This window comes from Pseudomonas sp. 1912-s (assembly GCF_029269205.1).
GTDB lineage: Bacteria > Pseudomonadota > Gammaproteobacteria > Pseudomonadales > Pseudomonadaceae > Aquipseudomonas.
On sequence record NZ_JARIXR010000003.1, the window covers coordinates 84,457 to 103,857 of the forward strand.

General features: G+C 63.9%; 14 protein-coding genes. 1 reads left to right on the forward strand and 13 read right to left on the reverse strand.

Annotated elements, in window-relative coordinates; translation table 11 throughout:
- Positions 1–44: 44 nt before the first annotated feature.
- A complete protein-coding gene (locus P3C29_RS05130) occupies positions 45–1,445 on the forward strand; it encodes an aminoacyl-tRNA deacylase and HDOD domain-containing protein (protein WP_010168226.1) in 1,401 nt (466 codons plus the stop codon).
- Between the two features lie 118 nt (positions 1,446–1,563).
- On the opposite strand, the gene P3C29_RS05135 is transcribed toward P3C29_RS05130, so the two are convergent.
- The 13 genes from P3C29_RS05135 to tagH all read right to left on the reverse strand — a co-directional run bounded on the left by P3C29_RS05135 (position 1,564) and on the right by tagH (position 19,082).
- Positions 1,564–1,944 carry a hypothetical protein gene (locus P3C29_RS05135; protein WP_010168229.1) on the reverse strand — a complete coding sequence of 127 codons (381 nt, stop codon included), beginning with the start codon at positions 1,942–1,944 and terminating at the stop codon, positions 1,564–1,566.
- Positions 1,945–2,069: 125 nt separating this feature from the next.
- Entirely contained in the window at positions 2,070–2,993 is a 924-nt protein-coding gene (gene tagQ / locus P3C29_RS05140; RefSeq protein ID WP_010168230.1) for a type VI secretion system-associated lipoprotein TagQ, read from the reverse strand.
- Positions 2,994–3,077: 84 nt separating this feature from the next.
- Entirely contained in the window at positions 3,078–4,805 is a 1,728-nt protein-coding gene (locus P3C29_RS05145; protein WP_275964024.1) for an SUMF1/EgtB/PvdO family nonheme iron enzyme, read from the reverse strand.
- Positions 4,798–5,982, reverse strand: a complete 1,185-nt coding sequence (locus P3C29_RS05150) for an ABC transporter permease (protein ID WP_275964025.1) — start codon at positions 5,980–5,982, stop codon at positions 4,798–4,800. Before P3C29_RS05150 ends, P3C29_RS05145 begins: the two co-directional genes overlap by 8 nt.
- Positions 5,982–6,686: an ABC transporter ATP-binding protein gene (locus tag P3C29_RS05155; protein ID WP_275964026.1), complete on the reverse strand. Its 705-nt coding sequence runs from the start codon at positions 6,684–6,686 to the stop codon at positions 5,982–5,984. The genes P3C29_RS05150 and P3C29_RS05155 overlap by 1 nt, the downstream gene beginning before the upstream one ends.
- Positions 6,686–9,688, reverse strand: coding sequence for a serine/threonine-protein kinase (locus tag P3C29_RS05160; RefSeq protein WP_275964027.1), 3,003 nt, complete (start codon positions 9,686–9,688; stop codon positions 6,686–6,688). The genes P3C29_RS05155 and P3C29_RS05160 overlap by 1 nt, the downstream gene beginning before the upstream one ends.
- Positions 9,685–10,404, reverse strand: a complete 720-nt coding sequence (locus tag P3C29_RS05165) for a protein phosphatase 2C domain-containing protein (RefSeq protein ID WP_010168239.1) — start codon at positions 10,402–10,404, stop codon at positions 9,685–9,687. The genes P3C29_RS05160 and P3C29_RS05165 overlap by 4 nt, the downstream gene beginning before the upstream one ends.
- On the reverse strand, positions 10,405–11,058 hold the full coding sequence (tagF, locus tag P3C29_RS05170) for a type VI secretion system-associated protein TagF (protein WP_275964028.1): 654 nt from the start codon (positions 11,056–11,058) through the stop codon (positions 10,405–10,407).
- Positions 11,055–14,555, reverse strand: a complete 3,501-nt coding sequence (gene tssM / locus P3C29_RS05175) for a type VI secretion system membrane subunit TssM (protein ID WP_275964029.1) — start codon at positions 14,553–14,555, stop codon at positions 11,055–11,057. The genes tagF and tssM overlap by 4 nt, the downstream gene beginning before the upstream one ends.
- Positions 14,552–15,841 (reverse strand): DotU family type VI secretion system protein, encoded by a 1,290-nt coding sequence (locus tag P3C29_RS05180; RefSeq protein ID WP_010168244.1) that lies wholly within the window; start codon positions 15,839–15,841, stop codon positions 14,552–14,554. The genes tssM and P3C29_RS05180 overlap by 4 nt, the downstream gene beginning before the upstream one ends.
- 6 nt (positions 15,842–15,847) lie before the next feature.
- Complete coding sequence (tssK, locus tag P3C29_RS05185; protein WP_201125708.1) at positions 15,848–17,182, reverse strand: type VI secretion system baseplate subunit TssK; 1,335 nt, start codon at positions 17,180–17,182, stop codon at positions 15,848–15,850.
- 14 nt (positions 17,183–17,196) lie between these two features.
- Entirely contained in the window at positions 17,197–17,703 is a 507-nt protein-coding gene (gene tssJ / locus P3C29_RS05190; RefSeq protein ID WP_010168262.1) for a type VI secretion system lipoprotein TssJ, read from the reverse strand.
- A gap of 62 nt (positions 17,704–17,765) precedes the next feature.
- Complete coding sequence (tagH, locus tag P3C29_RS05195; RefSeq protein ID WP_275964030.1) at positions 17,766–19,082, reverse strand: type VI secretion system-associated FHA domain protein TagH; 1,317 nt, start codon at positions 19,080–19,082, stop codon at positions 17,766–17,768.
- Positions 19,083–19,401 lie beyond the last annotated feature (319 nt).

Below are 19,401 nucleotides of genomic sequence, written 5' to 3' on the forward strand. Positions count from 1 at the left end.
AAGCTGGTTATACTCCAATGACTGTAGGAAATTGGATTCAGGCCATGTCAGAAGTTGCCCTCGCCACAGCCCCACCGACCGCACCCTCGGTGATTCGGACGCTGCTTGCAAAGCTCGCCATCAGCTACACGGAAGTTGCCGAACGTCCTGGCCTGAACCCGGCGCAAAAGGTTCAGGCAGTACTGCTCGATGATGCCGTGGGTGCACTCATGGTGCTGTTTCCACAGAACCAGTTGCTGGACCTCAATCGCCTGGCCGAACTGACCGGCCGGCGCCTCACAGCCGTGTCCCCCGAGCGCCTCGAACGCATGCTCGGCAAGCACAGCCTGAGCCTGCTGCCCGGCCTGCCGCCGCTGACCAGTTCCCCGTGCCTGTACGAAGAAAGCCTGCTGCGTGAACCCACCGTTCTGGTTCACTCGGGCGAGGCCGGGCTGCTGCTGGAGATTTCCAGCGACGCCTTCAAGAGCATGCTGACCAAGGCCAGCGCCGCGCATTTCGGCGAGCCGTTGAGCAGCATCCGGCCGAACCTCGACCGCCCCAACGACGACCGCGAGGAAATCACCCAGGCGATGCAGGCGTTCACTGCCCGCCGCATCCAGCAGCGTCTGGAAGCGACCATCGAGATTCCACCGCTGGCCGACACGGCACAAAAAATTATCAAGCTGCGGGTCGACCCCAACGCCACCATCGACGACATCACCGGCGTGGTGGAAACCGACCCGGCCCTGGCTGCCCAAGTGGTGAGCTGGGCGGCGTCGCCCTACTACGCCTCGCCGGGCAAGATCCGCTCGGTGGAAGACGCCATCGTCCGCGTACTGGGCTTTGATTTGGTGATCAACCTCGCGCTGGGCCTGGCCTTGGGCAAGACCTTGAGCCTGCCCAAGGACCAGCCGCAACAGGCTACGCCGTACTGGCACCAGTCGATCTACACCGCCGCCGTGATCGAAGGCCTGACCCGCGCCATGCCCCGCGCCCAGCGCCCGGAAGCCGGCCTGACGTACCTCGCCGGCCTGCTGCACAACTTCGGCTACCTGTTGCTGGCCCACGTGTTCCCGCCGCATTTCTCGCTGATCTGCCGGCACCTGGAGGTCAACCCGCACCTGTGCCACAGCTACATCGAGCAGCACCTGCTGGGCATCAGCCGTGAGCAGATTGGTGCATGGTTGATGCGCTATTGGGACATGCCGGACGAACTGTCCACCGCCCTGCGCTTCCAGCACGACCCGACCTACGACGGCCAATACGCCGAATACCCGAACCTGGTGTGCCTGGCCGTGCGCTTGCTGCGCAGCCGCGGCATCGGTTCCGGGCCGGATGAAGACATCCCGGACGAACTGCTGGAACGCCTGGGGCTGACCCGGGACAAGGCGGAGGATGTGGTGGCTAAAGTGCTGGATGCGGAAACGTTGCTGCGGGAGTTGGCGTCGCAGTTCAGCCAGGGATAAATCTGCGCCTGTGATACCGCTATCGCAGGCAAGCCAGCTCCCACATTTGACCGGGTTCTACCTGTAGAAACGCGGTACATGTGGGAGCTGGCTTGCCTGCGATGAATTCAACTCGGTCTTAAGCCTTCGGCTTTTTCTTCGGCTTCAAATACTTGGTCAACCCCTGGAACCAGATCACCAGTGCCGGGTTGCCCTTGATCTGGATCGACTTGTCCTGAATCCCCGTCATGAACGCCAGTTGCTTGTTCTTTGCCTGCATCGTGGCGAAGCCGTAGGCGGCATCCTTGAAGGCAATAGCAAACGCAGGCGCGGGATGAACACCCGAACGGCTGGTGATGCGCTGGTCTTTGACGATGAAGTGACGGGCAACCTTGCCGTCGAGGGTCTGCAGCTGGAACGCCAGGTCCTTGTCACCCAACTGCTGCTGGAACGCAGGGTTGGTGCGGCTGGCTTTGCCCATCAACAGGCCAAGCATCCAGAGAAGAAAACGAAATTTCATGCACACGGCCTCAGTGTAATTATTGGGTGGCCGCAGCAGTTTAACGATTTGTGCAAATAACGCTACCGATCTCCCGTTTTAGCAGGAGATCGGCTGGCGTTTAACGCTTATAGCAACAACTTGGCTTAGACGTTAGGGCAAGGAACCGGTGCCCAGTCGGCCAGGTTTGGATCGCGGCACGTGCCTTCGATCTGCGCTTTACCGGCGCTGGCGACCTGCTTGCTTTCAGCTTGCTTGGTCTGCGCGGTCTGGATGGTTTTCTCGGTGGCTACCGCTTCTTTCGGCACGGTTGGCAGCACCGGCTTTTTCGCCACTTTTACCGGCTTCTTGCCTTTGGCGGGCGTCACCACCGGGGTGGTGTCAGCGGTGGCCACGGTCACCACGTCGGCACGTTGTACGCCGACTTGTTGCAGGTCCTGCTCGTACGCCTGGGTGTAGTTGTTCAGGTCTTCACTGGCTTTACCGTTGACCGCGACGATCAGGTCGTTGGACTCTTTCAGGCCGGAAACGATTTCTGCCAGGCGCTTGCGGCCTTCGACGTCATTGACGGTCTTGGCCTTGCGGTCGGCCACCAGCTTGGTGAACGCGCTCTGGTAGCACTGCTGGGACGCCTTGGCGTATGCGGTGCTGCGGTCGATGTCGGAGGCACGCTTGTTGACGTCAGTGGCGTAGGAAGCGATGCGCTGGTTGTCGTCGGTGATCTGCTTCTGGCGCTCGGTGTAGTAACCCGCTGCACCGCCGGCCAGGGCGCCGCCCGCTGCGCCGATGGCGGCATTGCGGCCACGTTTGTCGGAGTCACCGGTCAAGGCGCCCAGCAGTGCACCACCGGCCGCGCCGATGGCAGCACCGGTGACGACCGACTTGGTCAGGTCCGAATCGGTGGCGCGCAGGTGTTGTACCGGCTCATAACAGTTCGGGTAGTACTCGACCTTGGTGGTCGAGGCGACCTTGGAGGTCGGCGACGTTGCGCAACCGGTCAGCACGGTGCTGAAACCGGCAGCGATCAACAGCAGATGACGCTTGGAAACCGCCTTACGGGAAAAAAGCATAGGTGTGTTCTCTTTTAAGTTTGACTTGCCCAGCACGGCCCACCGCCGCCTGAGTCCCTTCCAAGCTCGCCATACAACCAGCGGTCAAGACCGCTGACCGCTCGCTGCGAGCAATTCCTTCAAAATCGTCGCCGGGTCGGCCCGCTGTTGCTTGCGGTAGTTGCCCACATGGCGAACGAATAACGTCGCGCGCGTCACCAGGCTTTTGCCCAGCACTGGCTTGCGATCCAACTCTTCCTTGATCCGTTGAAACTGCGCCTGGATCACCGCATCGGTGTAGCGCGTACCGGTGGCCAGGTTGTCGATATAGATCGCCACCGCGCCGTCCAGCGCACTGCGCCCATTGGTGATCGCCGTGGCAAACAACTGCGCACTGGCCTCATCCTTCGCGTCGATAGCCTGCTGGCGGCTCTTCTGCAAATTGATCAGGCGGATGTTGTAGTTGTTGATGGTCTCGGCCACCAGGGCCGCAGACTGAATCAGGTTGCCGGCCGCCTCTTCACGCTGCTGGGCGATCAGCGAGACGTTGCGCTTGAGCTCTTCGTTGACCAGTCCAAGTTCGGCTTGCAGGCGCGGGTCGACACTGGCGGCGATGATGCTGTCCAGGCGCTTGGTCGGGTCCTGGGCGTCGTCGATGGCGTCGGTCAGCGAGGCCAGGCGGCCTTCTTTCTGCCATTGGGCGAACAGCTCCTTGTAGCGCGAGCGCGGTGCCGACAACGCACCAATCGCCACGCGAAAGCCGGTGGTCTCGTTGCTTTGTTCGGTGCCATCAGCGGCGAACAAGGGGTACTCGCGGCGCATGCCGGTGAACAGCGTGCCCTCGCCTTCCAGGTAGTTGCCGCCCTTGACCACAAAGCCGCCGTAGGTGCCCTGGCGACGCCCGGCGTGCACCAGCTGGAACGACTCCTGGACCATTTCCGCCGCGTTGCCGATCACATCGAACATGCCGATCGGGTTGGGCAATTTGGTGCCGATGGGCATCAACCGTGCAGCCTGGCCGGTACCGCCGGCGACCTGGTTGAACACCGCATAATCGGCAAGCGGGCCGTCGCTTTCGCTGCCCTCGGCACGCCGTGGGAACAGCCGGCCTTCCAGGTCCTGACGGCTGACCGCCTGGCCACCGCGTGCGGCAAACTCCCACTCCACTTCCGTCGGCAGGCGCACAAAGCCCAGGCCGCCGTCGTCTGCCGAAGCGCCGCGACCACTCACGGGCAACAGCTCACGGTGGTACTTCATCAGCCAGGCGCTGTACACCGCCGAGAAACGCTCGGCTTCAAAGCGCGACAGCTTGACCTTGGGCAAGCGCGCGGCCATGCCGGTGGGTACGTCGCACGCCGGGGCCGGCTCACCGCTGGCCAGGGATTGCGCCTGGGACATGACCTGCGCGTACTGCCGGGCGGTGACTTCGTACTTGCCGATGAAATACAGCATCGGCTTGAGCGGGGTCTTGGCGTCGGTCTTGGGCATCAGCGGCGCGATGACTTTGTTCCAGTCCTTGGGCAGGTCCTTGAGGGTGAACTGGCCGTTGATAAAGTCCCGGCGGTAGCCGGAAATGAACGACTGCTGGTAGCCCGCCTCGCCTTCGCTGAACGGGTAGCCGAGGCTGATCTCGCGGTCGTCCAGGGTCCCTTGGGCCAGCACGTAGGCATAGCGGAACACCATGTTGCCTTCGCAGGGCAGCGGCAGGCTGACGTCATCCGGCAGCGGCTTGGGGTTGTCCAGTTTGTCCTGCCCTTCTGATGAAGAGCCCTCGTCGGCCCAGGCCATCGAAGCCAGGGTCAGCGCCACGGCGGCGCCCAGTAACTTATACATCTCTGATTCCTTCAGAAGCCTGGATACGCGCCACACGCCAACCGCCACAGGCCGCCGCCACGGCGCTGACGCCCAGGACAGCAACCAGGGCCAGGCCGTAATGACGCGCCAGCAGGTGACTGGCGTACTCGCCCGGGACCTGCACGAATAATTGGTTCAGGCCTGACTCTGCCAGCCCGTATAAAAGCCCGCTCAACACCGCGGCAAACCCGGCGCTGTACAGCGCCTGCAACACCACGAACAGCAACAGCCCAGCCGTGGAAAACCCCAGCAGCCGCAGCACCGACAATTCCCGGCGCTTGCGTGCAACCGCCGCCAGCGCACCGGCAAAGATCGCGGCAAACGCGCCCGCCAGGGCCAGCCCGGCGATGATCCAGAACACGATCGACAGGTTGCGGCTCAACGACTGCACCTGGGCGATGGTCTGGGCCTGGGTCGACACCAACACGTTCTGCCCGGCGAAATACACCCGCAGCGGCTCCACATCCACCAGGCGCCGCGCATACAAACGGAACGCCGGGTAAACCCGCTGCTCACTCACGCCCACCGCATCGCCGTCCCAGCCAAACGCCGACACGGCGCGGCCATCGCGATAATCTTCCGCCGCTTCCAGCAACCCCAGGGGCGCAAACAATCCATCCCGGGCGAAGGCTTCCAGCGGCAACACCTGCAGCACCTGCACCCGCGTGTGTTGCGACTCGACGCGACCCGCCACCTGGCGACCAAAACTCGCCTCCAGCCAATCCCCGGCCTTTGCCCCGAGTTTCTCGGCAGCGGTGTGGCTCAAAACGATTTGATCCAGGCCCTTGGGCATTGGCAGACCGGCCAGCAACGGATCGTTGTCGGCGGTCGGCAGCATCTCCACCGTCACTGCACCCAACTGCGCCGTCGCCGCGATCTGCCGGGTACGCGGCAAGGCAAACGCCACGTCGCGGCGCTGGCGCAGCTGCTCGACAAATTCACTGCTGAATCGACCACCACCCAACGGAATAATTTCCCGGGTGGCCGGGTCGTTCTCCAAACGTTCGGTCAAACTGCCAACCAGTCCATATTTCAGGCCAAACAACACCAGCAACGGCGCGATCACTGCCACCAACGCGAGCACCGAACACACCGACAGCCACGCGTCGTTGCGGTAGTCCTGCCAGGCCAGGGAAGCCACCAGCGCGATACGCATCAGCACGCCTCCCCAAGGGTCGCAGTGACGCCGCCGTCGGTGTCACGACGGCAACTGATGCGCCGCACCTGCAAGCCGCTGGCCCGGGCCAAGGGCTCGTCATGGGTGGCGATCACGCAACACGCGCCGTTGTTCCGCGCCTGGGCCAGCAAAGCCTGCATCACACGTTCGGCGTTCAACGGGTCGAGCGCCGCGGTGGGCTCATCCGCCAGCAACAGTTGCGGGCCGTGGGCCAGAGCCCTCGCGCAACTGACCCGCTGACGCTGACCCACGGACAACGCCGCCGGCTTCTTATCCAGCTGATCGGTGATCTCCAACTGCTCAGCCAGCCGCGCCACGCTGCCGTCATCCTTCAAGCCCAGCAGTTGCCGCGACAGCGCAATGTTGCCGCGCACATCGAGAAAACCCAGCAGGCCACCGGTTTGCAGCACATAGCCCAGGTGCCCGCTGCGCAATCGAGCCAGCTCACTTTGCTGATCGCCACGCCAAAGCCCGGCGATGTCGACACCGTTGAAGTCGAACTGCCCGACCTGATCCGGCACCAACACCAGCGCGAGCAAATCCAGCAACGTGCTCTTGCCACAGCCACTCGGCCCAACCACTGCCAACTGTTCACCCGCACGCAGTTGCAGGCCCGGAATCACCAGGCTGTAGCGCTGGGCGCCGACGCCCCGGCTCTTGTGCACTGCGCTCAAGTTCAGCATTACGGCAACGTCGACAACGGCACGCGGTACAACGCATCACCCGGCTCGGCATCGCCGAAACGGACCCAGTTGGCCACATCGTTGTGAAAGGTTTCGTAGAGGCGGATCTTCGAATCCAGCTCGTCGATAAAGTCTTCCTGCTCGGCCACGCTCAACGACAGCCACAAATCCTGAGTCATGTTCAGCGACTTGCTGCGGTACGGCAGGCCTTCCAGGTACTCGCCAAGGATGCCGCCGTCCGCCAGGTTTCCGCCTTTTTTCAAGGCCTGTGGATCGCGGCTCATATAGGCCGAGGCGCTGGCGATTTCCTGGAAGAAATCCTTCGGCGAGGTCTGGGTTTTGCGCGCGGCGTCGACGATCAGTTTCAAGGACTGCTGCAAGTCGTTGAGCTGCAACTTGGTCAGCATCACACACACCTGGAAGGCCGGCAGCGCAGTGTTGGTCAGGTCGCGGTCGGCGGTCCAGGCACTCACCAGTTGCGGCGCCTGGCTCGCGGTTTTGCGCCCGAGGAAATCCATGTGCATCGCATAACCGACGGCGGCGGACTTGTCTGCCAGGGTCGGCGCCGCGCTGAGCAGCGGCACCGGTTGCGGCGTGTTGCTGCGCACCTGATGCACCAGGTTGGCAAACACAGTGCCGATCTCGTCGACCCGCTCGCCGAACCTGCGCACATCACCACCCGGAACGGGCGTGTACAAATCGCCGATCTGCGGGTTGGCGTCGGCGGTCAGGGTGCGGTATTGGGTTTCGGCGCCGCTGTGGGTTTTCTTGCCGGCGTCGGTGCGCAGGTGCAGGGCGTAGATCTTGATCTGCTTGCCCAATGCCGCCTGGCGCACTTCGGCTTCGTTCATCTGGGTGGTCGCGAACGGGTCGTTCTTGCGCAGCGCACCGGCGTCGGTCACCAGCAGGATCAGGCGCCCGCCATAGCCGGACCAGTCCATGCCTTCCACCGCCTGCATCACACCCGCGAACGCGTCTTCGTTGAACGAGTGACTGGACACGGTGGACGCCTTCACCTGCCGCGCCATGTCGAGGAAGCGTTGCGGGTCGCGGCCCTGGTCGAGGGTGATCAGGGTCTTGGCCACGTATTCCAGGCCCGGGGTTTTCTTGATGCTGTTGCGAAAGCCCACGAGGCCGAAGCTCACGCTGTCCAGCTCGCCACGTTCGGCGATGCGGGTTTGCAGTTCGTGCACCACGTCGCGCACCTGGTCGATATAGGGCTGCATCGAGACGGTGGTGTCGACCACCAGCACCACGGCAGTGCGGAAGGCGTCGGCATCCGCCACAGGGGCGCGCGCAACGGCCTTGGCCACGGTGCTCGGCGTGTTGCCAGGGTCGATGGAGGCGACGTTGAGCAACTGCACCGGCTGGCCGTTTTCGTCGAAGCTCTCTTTGGAATCAAAAATCGGCAGCAGGTAGAACTGGTTCTGCGGGACCGCGCTGGCGGTCGGTTCCAGCGCCAGCACCTGCTGGTTGTCCTCGCTGTTTTTCTGCACCTTGAGCAGCAGGTTTTTTGCGGCTGCCGGATCGGCCAGCAGCTTTTCCACCTCCGCAGATTGGCGCAGGAACATCACCGGCGCCCGGCCCGAACGCTCAGTGAACTTGAGCACCAGGCTTTGCTTCCAGTCGCTGGCTTGGGCCGCCGGCAACCAGCCGTCGCTGCGCCCGTCAGTGGCGGCGCCCACACGCAGCCACGGGCTGCCTTCGATGTCCTTGCGCTGATACACGTAGAGCACCGAAAACGCCGGCAAGCCTTCGCCCGGCGCCCCGCCCGCTTCGTGGGAAAGCTTGGCGCCAGGCTTGCTCAATACACGCTGGAACAGGGTTTTCTTGCCGGCCATCAGCAGCGGGCGTTGACCGCCGTCGGCCTCCGCGACCACAGGTTGCGCGGTTGGCGGCGTAACGGTTTTGGCGGCCTCGACAACCGGCGGCGCGGCGGCTGGCGCGTCATCTTTCAACCACCAGTAACTCGCACCGCCAATCGCCAGCGCGACCGCCACGGCAACCGCCGCCAACGCCAGCACCGGCCCACGGTTTTGTTCGGACACGGCGGAGTGTTGCGTCGGCGTCACCACCGGTTGGCGCACCGGCTGCGGCTGCGGCTTGTCGGTCGGGATTTCGATGGAGACCGGCGTGAGCCCGGCCAGGTCATTCGAGACGGGGACCGGAATCGGCAAAGGCCGAATCAACGTCGCCTCTACCGGCGTTTCTTTCGGCAACTGATCCAGTGCCGTCAGCAACGCCGCCGCATCCGGGAAGCGTTCTGCCGGGTCCTTGGCCAGCAGCTTGCGCAACACCTCCTGATAACGCCCGTGGTGCACCGGCAATTCCGGCAGCGGTTCAGTCAGGTGCGCCAGCGCCGTGGAAAGCGCATCGGTGCCGTTGTACGGCAGCTTGCCCACCAGGATTTCGTAGAGCACCACGCCCAACGCATACAGGTCGGCCCGGCCATCAATCTCCTGGCCCCGCGCCTGTTCCGGGCTCATGTAGCTCGGTGTGCCGACGGCAAAACCCGCCTGGGTGAACTGGGTGCGATCATCCAGCGACTTGGCGATACCAAAGTCCGACAACACCGCCGTGCCATCCGCACGGAACAGAATGTTCGCCGGTTTCACATCGCGGTGTACCAAACCCTGGGCGTGGGCATACCCCAGCGCCGAAGCGATCTGGCGGATATACGTCAGCCCCTGCTCCGGCGTCAGGCCCGCAGCAATGCGCTCCTTGAGCGTGCCGTTGGGCAGGTATTCCATGGCCATGTAGTACAGCTCACCGACATTGCCGATGTCATGGATGGTCACGGTGTGCGGGTGGGACAAGCGCGCCAGGGTCTTGCCTTCACGCAGGAAGCGCTCGCAGAAGCTCGGGTCGGCTGCCAGCGCCGCCGCCATGATCTTCAACGCCACCTTGCGCTCCAGGGAGCGCTGGGTTGCCAGGTACACGCTGGCCATGGCGCCAACGCCAATCTCGCCTTCGATGTCGTAGCCGGGAATGAGGATGTTCATGTCGACACCTTCACGACGATGGCAGTGATGTTGTCCGGCGCGCCGCGATTGAGCCCCAGGTGCACCAGACTGCGGACGATTTCATCCGGCTCGTCATGGCTCAGCACTTCGCGAATCTCGTGGTCTTCGACGGTCTTGTTCAAGCCGTCGCTGCACAGCAGGTAACTGTCGCCCGGCGCGATCAACAGGTCGACCGACGACAACGCCAGCTGCGCTTCCACGCCAATCGCGCGGGTGACGATATTCGCCCGTGGGTGCACCCGGGCATCGGCTTCGCTGAGCAGGCCGCTGTCCTGCAAATCCTGCACGTAGCTGTGGTCGCGGGAGATGCTTTCCAGCACACCGTCCCGCAGGCGATACAGGCGGCTGTCACCAGCCCACAGGCACACGCCGCGCAAGCCCCGGGTGGCGAGCAACACCACGGTGCTGCCCATCAGGGTCACGCCACGGTGGGCGGTTTCTTCGCGCACCGCGCCGTTGACCCGCAACAGGTCGCTGCGCAACGCCGCCGTGTATTCCTCAAGGGAACGGCCCACGGGAAGGCTGCGCAGGCTGTCGACGATCAGGCTGCTGACGTAGTCCCCCGCCGCGTGCCCGCCCATGCCGTCGGCCACCACCCACAGGCCGTTTTCCGGCAGGTCGAGGCAGGCGTCTTCATTGACTTGGCGAACCATGCCGACGTGGCTTTTGCTGGCGGATTTGAACGTGGACCGCATCTACACAACACCTTCTTGGCCAAGCAAAAATTGCGCAAAATCGCCGGCGGCAGGCAGGCCCTGACACCGCAATAAACCGGGGGAAATCTGTTGCGAACCACGGCCCCACCACAGGCTCGCGCCTTCGCAGGCCAGCTCGGCGAGTGCGGTCATCCGCGCTGGCGGGTCAGTGACATCGACACGCTGCAAACTGGCGAAACGGCGGCCCGACAGGCGTGGCTGGCAGGCTGGCGCACCGAGGCTGTCGATGCCCTCGCTGAACCCTTCGAACGTAGCGCCGGCATCCAGCGTGCTCAGCAGCAGCTCTTCCACCTGCTCAAACCAGGCGTCCGGGCCGGCGACGAGGGAGGCCGGATCGGTATCGTGATCCAACAGCGCAGCGACGGTCAGCGGGAAATAGCGCCCCACCCGGTCAATGCTCGGCATCACCACGCCCACCGCCGCGTCCGGCCCGCACACCCCCGGCGCCAACACGAAGCGCCACAGCGGGCTGACGAGATAAGCGTTCAACCAGCCAGCCCCAAGGTGGTTCTGGCTGGCGAGCAATCCGGACGCCAGCCAACTGTCCCAAGGGCCGATAAAACTCTGGGGCAGCGCGCGGCTGACAAAGTCGCCGCGGCTGGCCAACTTGCCGTAGAAACCCAGCGTGGTCATAGCCGCTCCGGCAGGCTGAAGCCGTTAAGCACGCGACTCTTGAACGGGTTAAAGGCGCTGTTGGCCCGCAGTTCATAAGAGATGCTCGCGCCATCGACCCGCAGCCGCAGGTTGAAGCGGTCCGGCGAATTGCCGGCCGTCAGGTCGGACTGCTCAAGCAGCCGGAACCACGCCCACGGCCCGTCCAGCGTCACGCCGGAGCGCCCGCTGGCCGACGGCGGCAGGATGGAAATGCGCACCACGCCAATGCTGCCGGGGTTGGGCCACTGCATCGCGACCGGCCGGCTCGGGCCGTGGTCGTAGCTCAATTGTTGGCCGTCGAGGTCCAGCAGGAACTGAGTGATGGTCGCGTCCATCGCCACCGGCTTGAGTTCAAAGCGCACGATCGGCTGAGTGCCACCCGCGCGGAAAAACGCATCGCGAATGGTCGCCGCCCGCTGGAAGGTTTGCAGCACACCCGGCGCGATGCCGAGCTTCTGCGCCGCACCCGGCTGCCAGCGCCAGGTTTGCGTGGAGGTGTCGACGTAAGGTTGCAGGTACTTGCGGAAGTAGTTGTCCATCACCCCGCCCACCCCAAAGAACTGGCCGAAGTCATCCAGGGTCGCGTCCCGCGCACTGCCTGGCGACATCGGATAACGCCCGGCCAGGGACTGGCGATACACGTTCACCACTTCGCTGACCCACGCCGCATTCAGTTGGTTGCGCACCCCGCCCATCATGCTGTTGGTGGTGGAGTTGACCACCGACTTGACCATGCCCTGTACCAGCGGTGGCTGGCGTTCGGCATTCAGGCTGACCCGCGTGGCCGCCGCCGCTGCCTGGTTTTTCGCTTCGCCGAGCAATGCATCGCCGCTGGCCCCGACCATCGCGCTGACCTGCACATACAGCGCGTTCATGTCCGCCAGCAGGCCGTCGATGGCCGCGGGTTCGCCTTCGTTCTTGCTGACGATGCTGTTGAGTTCGGCGAAGTGCGCCGTCACCGGGTCTTCACTGGCGGCCGGTGCATTGGCGCTCGGCTGGTCCTGACCCAACAGGCTGCCGAGGCGCTCCTTGAGCTTGTCCACGCCGCCTTCCACCGGCGCGCCCTTGGCCGCCAGCAGACGCTCTTCTGCCTGCAAATCGGTTTCCTTGGAGACCGCCACCAGCAGCTTTTTCAGCGGCGACGTCGGCCCCGAGATCACCCGCAACACGTCGGCCGCCTGGGCCACGCTGGTGATCGGCACAAAGTCGATATCCGCCAGCAAGGCGTCCCACTGGCGCTGATAGTCCTGGAAATACAGGCGACGCACGTCGGCGGCGAGGCTGACCACGTTCTGTTGATCGGCCTGCTCGTGGCCCAGTACCCATTGCTCTTCGGCGAGGGTACCGGCCTGGTTCAGGCTGGTCAGCAGGAAGCCCTGGCGATAGCCCTTGGCGGTGAAGAAGCCGCTCAAGGGCTCGCCCAACGGCTTGCCGCTTTTGCGACTGAACACCAGCGCCGCATCGCGGCCCGCTGCCTCATTGATGCGAAAATCCGGCACGCCTTCGGGCAGTTTCTGGCGCTTGATCCGGTCGTACACACGCTGGGCCACCGGCAGTTGTTGCAGTTGCCGGCGCAGGTCGTCGATCAAGCGCGGGTCGAGACGGGCGCTGGGCGGATGCCGTTCGAACAAGGCCTGCAAGTGCCCGATCAAGGCCTGGCGCTGATCCGCCGGCAGGTCGCGCGGCAGGTTGCGGTCCCAGTCCAGGGCGATCCAGGCCTTGATGAAGTCCGGGTCGTAATGCTCGTTATCCGCGAGCATCAGATAGGCCTTCAAGCCTTCGTAGAGGAAATCGGAATTGCCGCCGCCGTGCAGTTGCTCCTCGATGCGCGTCACCAAACGGGGCGCGAACACGGCGATCAACAGCTTGCGGTAGACACTCGCGGATTCGGCTTCGAGCATGTCGCCCTGATACAGGCCCAAGCCTTCGGACCAGCTCGGCGAGTCGCCCGCCAGGTGCTTCACGGCGTTGAGCAACGGCAATACCGCGAGCACTTCGCGCTGTGCCGGGCTGAGGTTCTGTACGGTCTGGCCCAACGGCGCGACCTTCTGGTCGACCTGGGCGATATAGGCCTGGTTGGCGCGATAACTCACCCACCACAGGGTGCTCACCACCAGCACCAACGCTACGGTTGCGGCCAGCACACCACGGGCAATCCACTTGCGACGGCGCTCCACCTTCGGGTTGACGCCCACCAGGCCACGCTCGGCAAAGGCCACGGCGGTGAACAGTTTTTCGATGAAGTAGCTGCGCCCGGTGCCGGTCTGGCGCGCCAGGTGCTGGCGGTCCAGGTTCATGCTCTGGGCCATGGCGCCGATCAAGCGATCGATCGGGCTGCCTTCCTGGGTGCCACTGGTGAAGTACACGCCGCGCAGCAATACGCGCTCTTCGAAGGCGTTGGGTTTGAACACACCTTCGAGGAAACCTTGCAGGCAATCCTTCAGCGCACCGAACTGCTGCGGAAAGCCGTAGATCAGGTCGCGCCGCGCCGGGTCGCGTTCCTGTTGCAGGCGTTCCACCAGGCGCTCGTTGAGGCGCTGTTCCAGGCCGGCGAATTCGCTTTGCAGGTGGGCCAGCGGGCTGTCGGTGTTCTTGCCATCGTCCAGGGCGAACGTCATGCCCCACACCTGGGCGCGCTCTTCCTTGCTCAGGTTGTCGAAGAACTCCATGAAGCCCGGCACCAGGTCGAGCTTGGTGAGCATCAGGTAGATCGGGAAACGCACGCCCAGTTGGGTGTACAGCTCCTGGATACGCAGGCGGATCGCGGCGGCATGGGCGGCGCGCTCGGCGTCGCTGCCCAGCAGCAGGTCCGAGAGGCTGATGGCAATAAACGCACCGTCAATCGGGCGCCGGGAACGCTGCTTTTTCAGCAGGTCGAGGAAGCCCAGCCAGGCGGCTTTGTCCACCGTGGAGTTGCTGTCCTGGGTGGTGTAGCGGCCAGCGGTATCGAGCAATACGGCCTGGTCGGTAAACCACCAATCGCAATTGCGCGTACCGCCCACGCCACGCACCGCACCGGCACCCAGTTGCGCAGCCAGCGGAAAATGCAGCCCGGAATTGACCAGCGCGGTGGTCTTGCCCGAACCCGGCGGGCCGATGATCACGTACCACGGCAGCTCATACAGGTTGCGGCGCTCGTCACCGCCCAGCTTGGCCTTTTTCAACAGGGCCAGGGCTTCGTCCATGCGCTGGCGCAGGGTTGCCAGCTCTTCGGCGGTGGCGACGCGGGCAGGGTCCGGCGGGGTTTCTGCGGCGAGGCTGCGCATCACTTCAGCAGCCTGACGGCGGGCCTGGATGATCCGGAACACGCGGTAGGCAATCCACACCGCGAACACCAGGATGATCAGCGCCCAGCGGCGCCCTTCCGGCACCAGCACGTCGAGCAACGGCCCCACAAACCAGATGATCAGGCTCAGGGCGATCAGGCCCAGCAACGGGATCACCCAGCGAATCACAACACTGAAAAACGCCTTCACTCGACCCCCTCCGCCAATACGGTGATTTCTACCCGGCGATTGCGCGCACGGCCTTCGGCGGTGGCGTTGGTCGCCACCGGCTCGGTGTCGCTGCGGCCTTCGGCGCTGAAGCGTTCCGGCTGGCCGGTCTTGGCCGCGAGAATCTCCAGCACCGACTTGGCCCGCGCCTCGGACAGCGCCCAGTTGGACGGGAACCGCAGGGTGGCAATCGGACGGTTATCGCTGTGGCCGGTGACGCGCACCTGACCCTTGACCTTGCGGATGGCGTCGGCGATGCGCAGCATCAGCGGCTGGAAGTCATCGACGATGCTGGAGCTGGCCGAGGCGAACAGCTCATCGCCACGGATGGTCACCACCGAACGGTCGACGGCATCCTCTACCGCGACGCGACCGGCCTTGATGTCTTCCACCAGGAAGCCCGCCAGGCGTGGCCGCTCGATGATTTTCGGCTGGGCTACCGGACGGTCGATGGCCTGTACCGGGATCTCGCCCAAGGCATGAATATTCTTGAACACCGGCTCCGCATCCGACGCCAGTTTCATCCGCAACCCGAACAGCAACGCCAGCAGCAGCGCCACGCCGATGGCCACGGCGATCCACGGCGGCATGAATTGCGCCAGGCGATCGCGGGCCACGGTCACGCCACGCCAGTGGGGCGACAGCTCGCGCTCATGCTCACCACGGGCACTGCGAATCGCCGCCGCGGTGCGCTCACGCAGGGCTTCCAACTGGCTGCGGCCGTCATTCATCACGCGGTAGCGGCCTTCGAACCCCAGGCACAGGCACAGGTACAACAGCTCCAGCAGGTACAGGCGTTCGCGCGGGCTTTGCAGGCAGTGATCCAGCAGCTGGAAAACCTTTTCGCCGCCCCAGGCTTCGTTATGCACGGTGATCAGCAGGCTCTGTTTGCCCCAGTCACTGGTGCTGCCCCACGGCGTGCTCAGCACCGCTTCATCAAGGGCAGTGCACAGCGCGTAACGCGCCAACAGCACGTCATTGCGCGCCACGCCGGCGGCCTCGGCACGCTCTTCGAACTGGCGCAGGTAGGCCAGCAACTGCGCGCGCAGGCTCGACGGCGCCGGGTGGGCAATCGTGTTGCGCAGGCGCGTCAGCAGCGACAGCAGCGGGCCGGCGGCGCTTTCCAGCGGGTTCAGGCCTTGGGCCTTGCCCGTCAGGATCGGCGCAGCTGGCATCGACAGCGGCGCCGGCTCTGCACGAACCGGCTCCGGCGCACGGCCACCCGGGCGCGGCATGAACTGGGTGCGGTCATCGTCATTCGGATGCATCGCGGATTACCCTCGGATGGCCCAGAAAGCCAGGTTCAACCCCGGGAACTGGCCGGCGATGTGGAACGCAAAACCACCGGAATTACTCAGTTGCTGCCAGTGCTCGCTGCCCCGGTCCAGCTCGTAGTAGGTGGAACCTGCGTGGTACGGAATCTGCCGTGGTGCCACCGGCAGCGGCAGCAGGCCGATGCCCGGTAGTTGCAGGTTGACCAGGTCGCGGATGTGCTCCACCGAGCCGACTTTGCTTTGCTGGCCGAAGCGCGCGCGCAAGGTTTCGCCCGGCACGTCGGCGCGCACCACCAGGATGAAACTGGCGCTGTCGATCAGGGTTTTGTCGGCCAGCATCGCCACGTGCACGCCGTAGGCTTTCTCGACAATCGGGATCGGCGTGGCCTTGCTGTCGATCAGCATCGACAGCGCCTCGCGCAGGGCCTGCATCACCGGGGTGAAGCTCAGGCTCAGGTCGTCGTGCTGGTAGTGCGGGTATTCGTGGGGGCGGCGGCCCGTGGTGGAGAAGGTCGAGAACTCGCCGGCCAGACTCACCAGTTCGCTGAAAAAGCGCTCCGGGTGCAGCGGGCTCAACTGGCTCAGGTGCTGGATCAGCGGCTGGGCGCGGTTGACCAGCTGCAGCAGCATGAAATCGGCAATCTCCGAAGCGCCACCGGCGCCCGAGGCCACCACGCGTCCGGCCAACGCTTCACCACGCTGGTGCAGCAGGCCCAGCAGTTCGCTGCGAAACGCGGTCAGTGGTTTGCTGGCCGCCACGTCGAGTACCGGCGGGATGTAGCTGTCATCCAGCACCAGGGCACGGTCGGCGCGTTTTTCCTTGATTCGCACCAGGCCGATGGCGGCGTAATCGCTGATGCCATCCTGGGCGGTCAACAGGCGCAAGGCGCGGGCGCCGACCGCCACCGGGGCACGGTTTTCGAAGGGGGCATTGTCGTCGCGCACTTCCCGTACCTGGCTGACATAGCGCGCCGCTTCCAGGGCTTCGCCTTCGTCGACGGTGTCACGGGCGCCGGCACGCTTGAGGGGCAACGCCAGGTACACAAGGCCATCGCGCAGGTTGTCGTCGATGTTCAGCGGGCTCGGCGCCACGTCATCCTGGGGGATATTGAACGGCGTGCCATCAGGCAACAGACCGCGCGCCGAGACGATCGCCAGCTTGCCCTGGGCCAGCAGGCCCTGGTCGATCAGCAATTCGGAGAAGCCCCAGGCCCCGGCCGACAGCGGGCGGCTGCGCGCATCGATCAGGTTTTCCAGGTAACGGTCATGCTGCTGGAAGTGCTGCGTTCCGATGAACATGCCTTCCGACCAGACCACGCGATTGTTCCAGGACATGGGGGCTCCGATTCTTATTGGGCAGGGCTGGATGGGGGAACCACGACGTCGGCACGCACCGCATGCACATCGAGGCTGATCTGGTATTCGGTGTACTGGCGCGCGGGCACATTGAGTACGGTGCGCCACTCGGCGCGGTCCAGTTCGCGATAGCCCACCAGCAGGCCGATCTGGCGGGTGGACGGGTCGAGGTCGCGCTGGACGCTCAGTTGCTGGCCGGGCTGGATCACCACCTCGTCCTGGTCGAGCAGGTCGAGGCCGAGGGTCGACTGGGCGCGATCGGCCAGGGCGAAGTAGTCGGAACGGCTGAAGGTGGCGGCATTTTTCAGTTCGAAAATCCGCACCCGTACCGGGGCTGCCTGGCCATTGGAACCGGGGTTGAGCCCGGAGATGGCGTGAAAATGCAGCTCGACGGCGGCGGTGTCTGCCTCAGCCTCGGGGGCCTCGGGTTTGGCTGCATCCTTGGCACACGCCGTCAGCAGAAGCGCGGTGGCGACTGCGAGTAAAAACCTGGGAATCATCCTGCGTCCTCAATGACGTACTTAACTATCCGTTGTTCCATTGTTGCGATGCGGCGGTGTTTTTAGCGTCGCTGTCGGGTGCTGTGCTCTTCGTAGGCACGGCTGAATTCACGCCCGAACAGGTCCTGGAAATCTTCCTGGGCTTCGCGGGAAATATTGCTGTAAAGCTCGGTGAACTGCTGCCAGTACTGGGCCTGGCGCGAACCGTTAAAGAGGCTCGACAGCCCACCGGGCTTGCCCATGCGCTCTTCGAGCTGCGCCGGTTCGAAGCGTGTCAGCAGGTGTTTGATGGCGGCTTCGACCCCGGCCATGACGGCCAGTTGGTGAGCACGCAGATCGTCGAAACTGTCGCGCACGGCCAAGTCCGGCGCCATAAACGCCTGGTTGCTGTGGCGTAGCAGCAGCAGTAACGCTTCATCGGCATTCGGGGCGAATTTCAACGGGTTGTTTTCCACCGGTTGAATCACCGTCTGCTGCATGCGGAACTCGCCCTTGAGGCTGGCGCGCGCGCGCAACACGTCAATCAGGCCTTCGACCATCAGTCGGTAGCTGCGGCCGATACTTTCCATCTGGGCTTCAGCCTGGGCCTTGTCCAGGCGCAATTGGTCGAGGCCCGCGCCGCGCAGGAAGGCTTGCAGTAAATCGGGTGGGTTGCCGTCGGCCACCGGGAGCGGTTGCTCGACCTTGGGGGGCTCGATGATCGGTGGAGGCGGCGGTGCAACGGGCTTGGGTGCCGGGGCATCGCCAAACAGGTCCCAGTCTTCGGGAATCACCGAGCCCGAGACCACGGGCGCCGGCGGCTCAGCCACGGGCAGCGGCGTCGGTGGGCGGAAGTCGTGTTGCTCGGCCGGCACGTGATCGTGCACGGTGGCCGGCGGGACGCTGGTGGGCGCGAGGAAGTCGAACAGGTCCGGCAGTGTGTCCATCGACGAGGCGCCCTGGAACTGCGGCGCGATGACCGGTTGCGGCGTCGGGGCCTTCACGGCGGCGCCCATCAGGGCTTCGAAGCTGTTGGATGAGTCGCCGGCAAACGCCGGGTTGTCTGTCACTTTCAGGTTGAAATCGATGCGCGCCTGGATTTCGTAATCACCGATGCGGATCAGTTCGCCGTCGTGTAATGGCTCGCTGTTTCCCCGGCGCAAACGAATACCGGCATGCACTAACTCAACACCATTAGTGCTGTTATCAGTTAAATAATAACGACCTTCTTTGTACTGAATAACGCAATGTTGCGTGGAAACCAGGCGCTCGGGATCAGGCAGTATCCAGTCATTTTCGGAACCACGGCCAATAGCCATCACTCCCTGTTCCATGGACTTTTCAGGGCACTGGCCAGGGGTAATCTTGTGATAACTAGTGATAGTCAAGCACAGCGACATCTTGCCTCCTTGCTGATACTTCGCGCGCGGCCATCTCCAGGGAGAACGGCTCCCGAGAGATCCACGACAGATCCTTCCAATACCTTGAAAGCCTGCTTCAACCCGCGTAATTGCTGATCTTAACCGGCCTCTATGACAAAAATCCTGCCCCGGCACCTGCTTCGACTGATCAGTCGCACAAGATGTTAAGCACCGCACATCTGTCATAGAGGGCGAATAGCTTACCTTGACAAGGCATAAGTACTACACCAAAAATGCACAACTTCTTGAACACCAATGATGGCACTTTGAAATCAGCACGATGTCAAAGCGCTTAATA

Coding starts and splice junctions, on each gene's coding strand:
- P3C29_RS05160 (WP_275964027.1), bottom strand. CDS start 9,688: ATGAACATCCTCATTCCCGGCTACGACATCGAAGGCGAGATTGGCGTT.
- P3C29_RS05130 (WP_010168226.1), top strand. CDS start 45: ATGTCAGAAGTTGCCCTCGCCACAGCCCCACCGACCGCACCCTCGGTG.
- tagQ (WP_010168230.1), bottom strand. CDS start 2,993: ATGCTTTTTTCCCGTAAGGCGGTTTCCAAGCGTCATCTGCTGTTGATC.
- P3C29_RS05165 (WP_010168239.1), bottom strand. CDS start 10,404: ATGCGGTCCACGTTCAAATCCGCCAGCAAAAGCCACGTCGGCATGGTT.
- P3C29_RS05155 (WP_275964026.1), bottom strand. CDS start 6,686: ATGCTGAACTTGAGCGCAGTGCACAAGAGCCGGGGCGTCGGCGCCCAG.
- tssJ (WP_010168262.1), bottom strand. CDS start 17,703: ATGATTCCCAGGTTTTTACTCGCAGTCGCCACCGCGCTTCTGCTGACG.
- P3C29_RS05135 (WP_010168229.1), bottom strand. CDS start 1,944: ATGAAATTTCGTTTTCTTCTCTGGATGCTTGGCCTGTTGATGGGCAAA.
- tagH (WP_275964030.1), bottom strand. CDS start 19,082: ATGTCGCTGTGCTTGACTATCACTAGTTATCACAAGATTACCCCTGGC.
- tagF (WP_275964028.1), bottom strand. CDS start 11,058: ATGACCACGCTGGGTTTCTACGGCAAGTTGGCCAGCCGCGGCGACTTT.
- P3C29_RS05180 (WP_010168244.1), bottom strand. CDS start 15,841: ATGCATCCGAATGACGATGACCGCACCCAGTTCATGCCGCGCCCGGGT.
- P3C29_RS05150 (WP_275964025.1), bottom strand. CDS start 5,982: ATGCGTATCGCGCTGGTGGCTTCCCTGGCCTGGCAGGACTACCGCAAC.
- P3C29_RS05145 (WP_275964024.1), bottom strand. CDS start 4,805: ATGTATAAGTTACTGGGCGCCGCCGTGGCGCTGACCCTGGCTTCGATG.
- tssK (WP_201125708.1), bottom strand. CDS start 17,182: ATGTCCTGGAACAATCGCGTGGTCTGGTCGGAAGGCATGTTCATCGGA.